Source organism: Nocardia seriolae NBRC 15557, assembly GCF_007990715.1.
In the GTDB taxonomy this organism is placed as follows: Bacteria; Actinomycetota; Actinomycetes; order Mycobacteriales; family Mycobacteriaceae; genus Nocardia; species Nocardia seriolae.
Genome location: NZ_BJWY01000195.1, coordinates 1 through 8,648, shown reverse-complemented (window position 1 = coordinate 8,648; position 8,648 = coordinate 1). Strand labels below are relative to the sequence as shown.

General features: G+C 66.8%; 9 protein-coding genes and 1 tRNA gene. 5 read left to right on the top strand and 5 right to left on the bottom strand.

The window, feature by feature from the left end:
• Window positions 1-11 precede the first annotated feature (11 nt).
• Window positions 12-644, bottom strand: coding sequence for a hypothetical protein (locus NS2_RS34165; RefSeq protein ID WP_143161216.1), 633 nt, complete (start codon window positions 642-644; stop codon window positions 12-14).
• 936 nt (window positions 645-1,580) lie between these two features.
• Here NS2_RS34165 and NS2_RS34160 point away from each other — a divergent pair.
• Complete coding sequence (locus NS2_RS34160) at window positions 1,581-1,847, top strand: helix-turn-helix domain-containing protein (RefSeq protein WP_045440245.1); 267 nt, start codon at window positions 1,581-1,583, stop codon at window positions 1,845-1,847.
• Window positions 1,847-3,175 carry a site-specific integrase gene (locus NS2_RS34155; RefSeq protein WP_052087054.1) on the top strand — a complete coding sequence of 443 codons (1,329 nt, stop codon included), beginning with the start codon at window positions 1,847-1,849 and terminating at the stop codon, window positions 3,173-3,175. Before NS2_RS34160 ends, NS2_RS34155 begins: the two co-directional genes overlap by 1 nt.
• 88 nt (window positions 3,176-3,263) lie before the next feature.
• Here NS2_RS34155 and NS2_RS34150 read toward each other — a convergent pair.
• Together NS2_RS34150 and NS2_RS34145 are read right to left on the bottom strand one after the other, a co-directional pair.
• Window positions 3,264-3,337, bottom strand: a tRNA-Met gene (locus NS2_RS34150).
• A gap of 16 nt (window positions 3,338-3,353) precedes the next feature.
• Window positions 3,354-5,219, bottom strand: a complete 1,866-nt coding sequence (locus NS2_RS34145; protein WP_033091437.1) for a YhgE/Pip domain-containing protein — start codon at window positions 5,217-5,219, stop codon at window positions 3,354-3,356.
• A gap of 128 nt (window positions 5,220-5,347) precedes the next feature.
• On the opposite strand from NS2_RS34145, the gene NS2_RS34140 reads away from it, so the two are divergent.
• The gene (locus NS2_RS34140; RefSeq protein WP_106852499.1) at window positions 5,348-6,340 is read left to right on the top strand and encodes an endonuclease/exonuclease/phosphatase family protein; all 993 of its coding nucleotides are present in this window, start codon (window positions 5,348-5,350) and stop codon (window positions 6,338-6,340) included.
• 2 nt (window positions 6,341-6,342) lie between these two features.
• Window positions 6,343-6,474 carry a hypothetical protein gene (locus tag NS2_RS38130; RefSeq protein WP_256255321.1) on the top strand — a complete coding sequence of 44 codons (132 nt, stop codon included), beginning with the start codon at window positions 6,343-6,345 and terminating at the stop codon, window positions 6,472-6,474.
• A 122-nt stretch (window positions 6,475-6,596) separates the two neighbouring features.
• On the opposite strand, the gene NS2_RS34135 is transcribed toward NS2_RS38130, so the two are convergent.
• On the bottom strand, window positions 6,597-7,349 hold the full coding sequence (locus tag NS2_RS34135) for a PP2C family protein-serine/threonine phosphatase (protein ID WP_052087056.1): 753 nt from the start codon (window positions 7,347-7,349) through the stop codon (window positions 6,597-6,599).
• A gap of 355 nt (window positions 7,350-7,704) precedes the next feature.
• On the opposite strand from NS2_RS34135, the gene NS2_RS34130 reads away from it, so the two are divergent.
• Window positions 7,705-8,001 (top strand): cupin domain-containing protein, encoded by a 297-nt coding sequence (locus tag NS2_RS34130; RefSeq protein ID WP_052087057.1) that lies wholly within the window; start codon window positions 7,705-7,707, stop codon window positions 7,999-8,001.
• A 96-nt stretch (window positions 8,002-8,097) separates the two neighbouring features.
• Here the strand turns inward: NS2_RS34130 and NS2_RS34125 are convergent, their stop codons facing one another.
• A complete protein-coding gene (locus NS2_RS34125; RefSeq protein ID WP_197707888.1) occupies window positions 8,098-8,271 on the bottom strand; it encodes an NADPH-dependent FMN reductase family protein in 174 nt (57 codons plus the stop codon).
• Window positions 8,272-8,648: the final 377 nt, after the last annotated feature.

Sequence of the window (8,648 nt, the reverse complement as noted above, 5' to 3'; positions counted from 1 at the left end):
AGTATTAGGCGTCAGCGTTGACCACCGAAGCCGTAACCACCGGCATTCCAAACGACTTGCTGAAACTGATTTGGCAAAAGCAGTTGCCCATCAGCAGTACCGCCTTCCACGGGCTGCGGCCAGTAGCACAAACCGCAACGGTGGCAGTAGAAGGCCGCACTCCACAATGCGGACGCGGCGGGCAGTCCTCGCGCGATACGAGCGTTGTTGCGGGATCGATGTGTCAGCACCAGGAAGGCCGCCAGCGATGGGAGCGCGAACGGCATCGCCATGAGACCGCCGAGCACAAGCCAATCACCGACGGGCGGCGTGGACTGCTCGGGCGGGGTGCCCAAGGAGACGGCGGCTCCGGCAATTGCGAGCATGACCAGGGCGGCGATCAGCAGCAGGACTCCGCACGTTGCCGGGCCGGTGACGGAACTGGTGGGTGGTGCGGGTCTGGTTGCCGCCGCGAGGGCGGTGGTTTGGGCGCTCGTGGACCTGGCCGAGCCGATGACCGGGACCACAGTGCCTGACGGGCCGATCCCCACGCCCGCGTACGTGCTCGCCCCCTGCACGGTGGACATGCCGGTCGCCGCGATCGCGGGCATGCTCTGCACCGAGTCGATTTGCCTGCAGTTCGGACACGAGTTGTCGTTGTTCATGTGCGTTCCCCACTATCCGGCTGTGTATTCCCCTGGCACTGAACCGATTTCCGCCCAGCGGTGTCGCTGGACACGTTGGTGAAGCTCGCAGAATCTGGTCCGCGCGGAAACGCACCGGGCCGACCGTCGCACACAACATTGACGGCCACGCCCGGGATTGGTGTCAAGATTTCTCAATTCGGCACCCGCCGAGGATTTCTGAACCGTCTCGATTTCAGTGAAGGTGCGCACCGAAAACACCTTCGCGTATCGCGGCCCGCTCAATTCGAGGCCGAAGGGCCACCTCGCCGGAGTTTGCCGGCGCTTCCTGAAACTCAAGGATCCTGTCGATGCTCTTGGAGACTGCATCTCGAGAACCACTCTCGGAGGCACGCTCAGCTGGGCCGGCCAGGCGGAGATCGTGCATCCGGACCTCGCGGCTGTCGCCCGCATTCACCCGGAGCGGGAGAGGAAGTTTCGGGTCGTATGTCGCAAAACGGGGGTCGGCATGCAGTGGATGGGGTGTCAGGATCCTCTGTGATCACCCACCGCCCGCCGGGAGTGACCATGACCAACGTACGACGCCGACGCCACGCACCCGTCACACCAACGGGGCCGCGTCCGGCACCGTCAGCCACGAATGGCCCCCATTCCGCATCATCCCGCCACCGACCGGTTCCAGCCCCGCACAACGGCACATGAAGTAGCCGACAACGAACTCCGACAACCTGGGCCGCCACAGACCAGAGAGCGGGACTCGACGCACCGCCGCTGGATCCGGTCAGCCGGATTGCCCAAGCGAAGTCGCGCTCCAAACCGCGCACCCCATCGCGCCGGATTCTGCGCGCATGTCGAGATTTGTTCTCGCACAACGCACTTGACCCAACGAACGCAATCGAGCGTCCATATCCGTTTGTGTCGGGCAACCCGATTCCGCATTATCCAAGGAGCCCAGTAATGGACGAAATCGAACCGAATGCCACAGCCCGTGACGTGTGGGAGACGTTGCCGCTACTGCTTCCCATCCCCCGCGCTGCGGCACTGTTGGGCATCAGCCGATCGGCCGCCTACCGACTGGTCGAGTCGAGGGAACTGCCGACAAAGAGGATGGGCGGGCGCGTGTATGTGGTCACCGCCCGGTTGCGGACGCTGCTCGAGTCCGAGCCAGCCGAAACCGATCTCGGGGATCCCTCCGTGCCCACCGCTCTCGGGGAGGCGGCGTAATGAAGGGGCATGTCCGCAAGCGGGGCAAGACCTGGTACTACCAGTTCCGACTCCCAGAGAAGGGCCCGGACGGGAGCGAACCCACCGAGACCAAGGGCGGGTTCGCCACCGAGAAAGCGGCTTGGGAGGCGTGCCGCATCGCCATGGCGGCGGTGGAAGGCGGCAAGCACGTCAAGAAGACGAAGACGACGGTGAAGTCCTTCTTACTGGAGTGGCTGCCCGCGATCGAGATGATCGTCGACGCCACCACCTACGACAACTGGCAGGCACTGGCCAAGGCGTACGCCATCCCCCGGCTGGGGGCCACCGAACTGCAGAAGCTGACCACGCCGATGCTGATGAAGTTCTACGCGCAGCTGCTCACCGACGGACGCATCAAGCCCGACAACAACATGCGCATGTACGAGTTCTGGGTGAAGGCGACCAGTCGCGGACGCGAACCCACACCCGCCCAAGTGGTGACCGCCTGCGGCGTGACCATTCACGCGGCCCGGGCAGCAGTGCGCCGCTACAAGGACGGCCGCATCCCGATTCCGAAACCGGCAGGGCTGGCACCGAAGACCGTGCGCAACATCCACGTCATGCTGCACCGCGCCCTCACCGACGCCGTCGCCTGGAAATATGTGGTGGACAACCCCGCCGAGAAGGCCAAGCCCCCACGCGTACCGCGCAGCAAACGGCCGGTGTGGACACCCGAACAAGCCGCCGCGTTCATGAACAGCATCCGCTACGACCGCTTCTACGCCCTGTACCTGCTGGAGCTGTCCACCGGGCTGCGGCGCGCGGAGATCTGCGGAATCCGCTGGCCCTCACTCGATCTCGACACCGGGGTGCTGTCGGTCCACCAGGGCCGCGTCGTAGTAGCAGGCCATGCCCAGGATGCTCAGGTCAAGACCGACGACTCCGCCCGCATGATCGCCCTCGACACCGTCACAGTGGCGGCTCTAAAACAATGGAAGGCGGTCCAGGACGCCGAACGTCCCTTGTGGGGCAACGAATACAAGAAGACCGGGCTCGTCTTCACCTGGGAGGACGGCAGCGCCGTGCACCCGGACACTGTCCGGGAACGCTTCAAACGCCTGGCCGCCCGCGCCGGGCTGCCCGAGATCCGCTTCTACGACCTGCGCCATACCTACGTCACCGGAGCACTCACCGCAGGCGTCAGCCCGAAGGTGGTGAGCCAGCGCGTCGGCCACGCCGACGTCGCCTTCACCATGAAGACCTACCAGCACGTGCTGCCCGGCCAGGACGAAGACGCCGCCGCCCGCGTGGCCACCCACCTGCTTGGCGGACACCACGAACAGCGTGGGACGTCCCGCGACGGATGACACTTAGTTTGGCTAACGTTGCCAAATCCGTTGCCAATCCAACGAAAAACGGCCCCGGAACCAGTGGTTCCGGGGCCGTTTTCCCTAGTAGCGGGGACAGGATTTGAACCTGCGACCTCTGGGTTATGAGCCCAGCGAGCTACCGAGCTGCTCCACCCCGCGTTGGGTGATTACTACCTTACATAGTGGTTGCGGGGACGCCTAATCGGGTGGTCAGGGCGGGTTTTCGGGTGAGGGTCAGGTAGCGGGGGACGATCATGAGGGCTAGGGCGGTGAGGAGCATGAGGGTGAGGATGAGGAGGGAGATCCAGAACATTTGGTCGTAGAGGGCTATGTCGGTGCGGATGATGGCTCGGCGGGCGTAGGTCATGGGGGCGATGGATTTGAAGGGGCGGAATGGGAGAGGGGTTGTGCCGGCGGGGAATACGCCGCCGAAGGCGAAGGTCTGGAACATGAAGAAGGCGAAGGCGGCGATGGAACCGATCAGGCGGCCGAAGAGGACCACGAAGAGTTGAGTGGTCACGGCGGCGACCATGCCGACCAAGGTTATGACGGCGAGCATGGCGGGCCATTGTTGCGGGGACCAGCCGACCGAGCTGCCGTACCAGGCCGCGATTGCGGCTACCGCGATGCCGACTGCCGCGCCCACGCCGGAGGCGTGGAGGACCGGTTCGGCGGCTCGTCGCCAGGCCGAGCCGCGGGCGCTACCGCGTAAGGGGCGCACCAGCATCCAGAGGACGATGGCGGCGAGGAAGGAACCCATCACCACCAGCACCGGGCCCGCGCCGCCGGCGATGGCCTTGTTGCTGGGGTCGCCGTTCTGGACGATTTGACTCGGTTCCTGGTTGCGGATGTCCATGGCCACCGGTTGGGAGATGACATCGGCGGAGGTGGCCGGGTCGGTGATGTGGGGGGCCTGCGCCGCACCGTCGCGCAGGCCGGAGTCGAGTTGGGTTGCGCCGTCGCCCAGTTGGGTGACGCCGTCCTTGATCTGGTGGCCACCGTCGGCGAGTTGGCGCAGGCCGGTGGAGAGGTCGTTGGCGCCGGTGCCGCGTTGGACCGTGCCGTCGCGCAATTGGTTCGCGCCGTCGGCCAGGGCGAGCACCCCGGACCGGTAGTCCGCCTTGGGATCGGTGAGTTGTCGCGCCAATTCCTTGGTGCCGTCCCGCAATTGGGTCAGCTGGGCGGTGAGCGAATCCGGATCGTCGCCGACTTGACCGGCGGCCTGCAGCGCCGACAGCAGAGGCGTGATGATCTGGTCGACGCCGTCGCGAATCTGGATTGCGCCGGTGCCCAATTGGTCGGTGCCGCCGATCAGCTGATTCGCGCCATCGGCGAATTGTACGGCACCGGTGTGCAGTTCACCGGTTCCGGCCGCGAGTTGCGCGGCTCCGGTGACGGCCTCGTCCAGCCCGGCCGAGAGCTGGCCGGAACCGTCGGCGAGCTGTGCGGTGCCCTGGGCCAGCTGGGTCGCCCCCTGGGACGCGTCCCCGATGCCCGCGCCGAGACTGTTGACGCCCACCAGAATCTGGTCGGCGTACCCACGCCCGATGGTGGCCGCCACCTTGCTCTGCGCGTCGGCGACCACGCTGTTGGCCACGGCGGGTCCGAGCGTGCCGTTGAAGTCGTTGTACCAGAACGAGATTCGCGCCCGCTGCGGATGCGGGTCGGTCACGCTCAGCACCTTGCGGGTGAAGTCGGCCGGGATGACCACCGAGAAGGCGTAGCGGTTCTCCCGCAGCCCGTTCACCGCCTCGGCGCTGCTCACCCGGTGGAATTGCAGATCACCGCCGGACACCAGATTGTCGAGGATCTCCGCACCCATGTTCTGCGCCTTGCCATCGGCGATGCCGCCCGCGTCATCGCAGGCGACCGCCACCGGAATCCGCTTCAGATACAGCTCCGGGTCCCACATGATCCACATGTAGACCGCCGACACCAGGGTGGGCACCACCAGTCCCAGGACGACGAGCGTGCGCAGGACGGCGGGCACGCGCAGCAGCGCACCGACCCTGCCGATGAGTGATTTCGCATTTTCTGCCACGGTGTTTCCCCGACTATCCAGCTTTCGACTTGAGCCAAGAAGCTACCTGGTCAGTCGTCCAGTTGGTGTTACTTCTGCGAAAACGATCTGTCGGTAGGGTGATCGGGAAACGAGGGGTGGAGGATTCGATGGTCGATGGGATCGTTCGGGAACGGCCGATTGCCGAGGCGCGCAGACCGCGCGGTCGCCGGATCGCGCGGATCGCTGCGACGGCGGCGGGCTGGGCGGCGCTGCTCGCGGGCACGCTCGGGGTGGGACTGCACTACGGCACCTGGCGGTGGGAGCCGGTGGTGCCGGCGACATCGTTCGCGTCCTATCTGATGCTCGGCGCACCGGTGGCGATCGTGATGCTGGCTTCGGCGCGGCGCTGGGTGAGCGCGGGACTGGCGGTCGTGGCTGCTGGTGCCGCGGTGTGGTCGCAGGCCCCGATGCTGTGGCCGGACGGGACCGCGCCCGCCGGACCGGATCTGGTGGTCATGCAGTCGAACCTGGAACTCGGCGGCGGGGATGCCGAGGCGGTGGTGCGGGAGGTGCGCAACGGATCGGTGGAGCTGCTCACCCTGGAAGAGCTCACCCCCGAGCTGCTGAACCGGCTCGATGCGGCGGGGCTGGCCGAGGTGCTGCCCTACCAGTACGCGGCCGCCGCGAGCGGCGGGCAGGGCACCGGGATCTTCAGCAGGTACCCGCTGCAGGACGGCGTCAAGTTCGAAGGATTCTGGCTGAACAACCTGCGCGCCACCATGATTCACCCCGAGCGCGGACCCGTCACGGTCTTCGCCTTCCACCCGATTCCGCCGCTGACCTGGTCGCAGGAGTGGGCGCACGAGCTGTCGCGCATCCACGACCTGCTGGCGGAACAGACCGGTCAGGTCGTCGTCGGCGGCGACTTCAACTCCACCTGGGACCACGCCGCCTACCGAAAGCTGTTGAACGACCGCTACGCCGACTCCGCCGAACTGCTCGGCCTGGGCGCGCTGCCGACCTGGCCCAACGACCGCTCATGGGGTCCGGTGATCGGCATCGACCGCATCCTCATCGCGGGCGGCCATGCCACGGCCCTGCATTCGGCCACCATCCCCGGCACCGACCATCGCGCCATCATCGCCCGCCTGCGCCTCTGACGGTGGTCGGCATCGCCTATCCGCGATTGTTCGGCAATGGCCACGGCATCGCGGCCGCCGCCTTCCTGGGCGACGGCACCGCCGAACTGCTGCTGGCCCTGGCCATTCTCAAACCGCTGGCCACCGCGGTCTGAGTGCGCCGGCGCGCCGGGCGGCCTGTTCACCCCGATCCTGCGCACCGGCGACAGCCCGGGACTGGCCTCGTAATCCGGCCCGGCGCGCGATAGTGATCCGGTTCAGCGCCGTGGAAACCGTTTCAGCGCAATGGTTCCGCGTCCACGACCAATGCCGTGGTGTTGTCGGTGCCGCCACTCGCCAAGGCCGCATCGACCAGGGCTTCGGCGGCATCCTTGGCCGAAGTTCCCTCGGCCAGAATCGATTTGATGGCCGGCATGCCGAGCCGCTTGCCGACGCCATCGGTGCACAGCAGCAGACGGCCCGCGCTCGACCCGGTGCTCGCACGGCCGATGTCCTCCGGGCGGGCGGTGCGGGCCGAGGTGGTGACCAGATGCGCCAACCCCGGCAGCGGATCGTGACCCCGGGCCCGAAAGTATTCGGCGACAGTGTGATCGGTGGTGACGCACTGCAGCACGCGCCCGTTCCAGCGGTAGACGCGGCAGTCGCCCACCCAGGCGATATCGCAGGGCGCGTCCGGATTTCCGGCGGCGGGAAGTACGGCCACCACGACGACGGTGTCGGCGGTCGCGTCGGGTAGCTCCCGCAGCAATTCCCGCTGGGCGGCAACGATTCCCGCGTGCGCGCCCTCCCGGACCGCGACCCGCGCCGCGGTCCGCGCCACCAGCCGGGCCGCCCGCGCCGCGGCCAGATGATCACCGACCCCGTCGGCGACCACGAAAGCGCTACGCCCCGTGCGACTGTCGGTACAGGTGGCGACCGCGTCCGCATTGATCTCGCGCCGCCCCACGTTGCTCACCGCCGAACCCGCGACCAGGCCGAGCCGCACCTCACGATCGGTGACGGGCTCGATATCGATGGCTTCGGTGTGCATGGCCAGACCTCCTGGGAATCGGCCTCATCGGGGGTGCTGTGAACCAGCACTACCGATTCAACGACCGGAAACCAAGCCGCACTCCCAAATTGCCTGTGTGATTGCTGTGTAGTCGGCACCGGTTGTATTACGACGATTGCTGCGCGGCGGATGACCGAACCGCCCGGCACAGTCCCGGCGGCGTCCGGCTCCTGGCCTGGGCGGGCTCGAGTACACCGGCACCGCCGACGGTTCCCCGATAGGCTGAGCACGCGACTGGGGGGCCGGAGCGTTCGGAGCGCCGCAGCGCGGATGGATCAACACCGCAGTGAATTCCGGATGTTCGAAGGAGCGTCGCCTTGAAGGCTGTCATCGTGTGCAAGTCGGTTTCCCATGGAAATACACGCTGCGACCCGGCGAGTTCTACACCGTCACCATGAACACCCCGCACACGCTCGAGGCCGGACCCGACGGCGTCCGGGTGCTCACCATGAGCTCCCCGGCGAACTTCGTCGATCTCATCCGGCGCACCGGCACACCCGAAGCCGACGCGACGCCGGACACCGAGTGGGATCTCGAACTGTTCAACAAGATCACGGCCGAACTCGGCGACGTCATCCTCGGACCCCCGGGAATGCGACCCGCCGACCTGCCGGACAGCGACCCGGCATAGGCCGGGGATCCCGCGAAACGGCTTGATCGAACCGGTCGAGCAGGCGGCCCGGAACCATCTGGTTCCGGGCCGCTTTCGCGTCGTCGCGCGGGAGCCTCAGGAGGCTGCGCCGATGCGGGTGCGCAGGCCCTCGGCGAAGGTGCGGGCGGCGGCCAGGTCGGCGTCGTCCGGGCGGCCCTTGCGGATGCCGCCGACGATCTTGAAGGGGAGGTAGGTGTCGTCGGCGAGGCAGGAGAAGGTGTCGACGACCTCGAAGCCCTTCCGCTCCAATGCCGAATTCGGTGAACAGGATGCGCAGGTGGGTTTTGACGGTGTCGATGGAGAAGAACAGTTCGTCGGCGATCTGTTGGTTGGTGGCGGGGAGGGCGAAGCTGTCCGCTGCGCAACGCTCCGTCCTGATCGCACTGTCGGCGCCGGTGACGCGCGGGCGACACAGTGAACTCGGTGTCGGCAGTCCGTCGCGGGAGGCCCTGGTCCGGTCCTCACCGCCCTCGGTGAAATCGTGAAAAGTGATGCGGGAGCTGCCCATAGCCGACCCCCACAACCAGAAGCGCGCCCAACTCGCCAACCTGGCAATCAAACACGGCATCATCTCCGAACGAGACTTCTGAATCCGGCCCGGGCACGATCACGATCGGCTAGTGTCC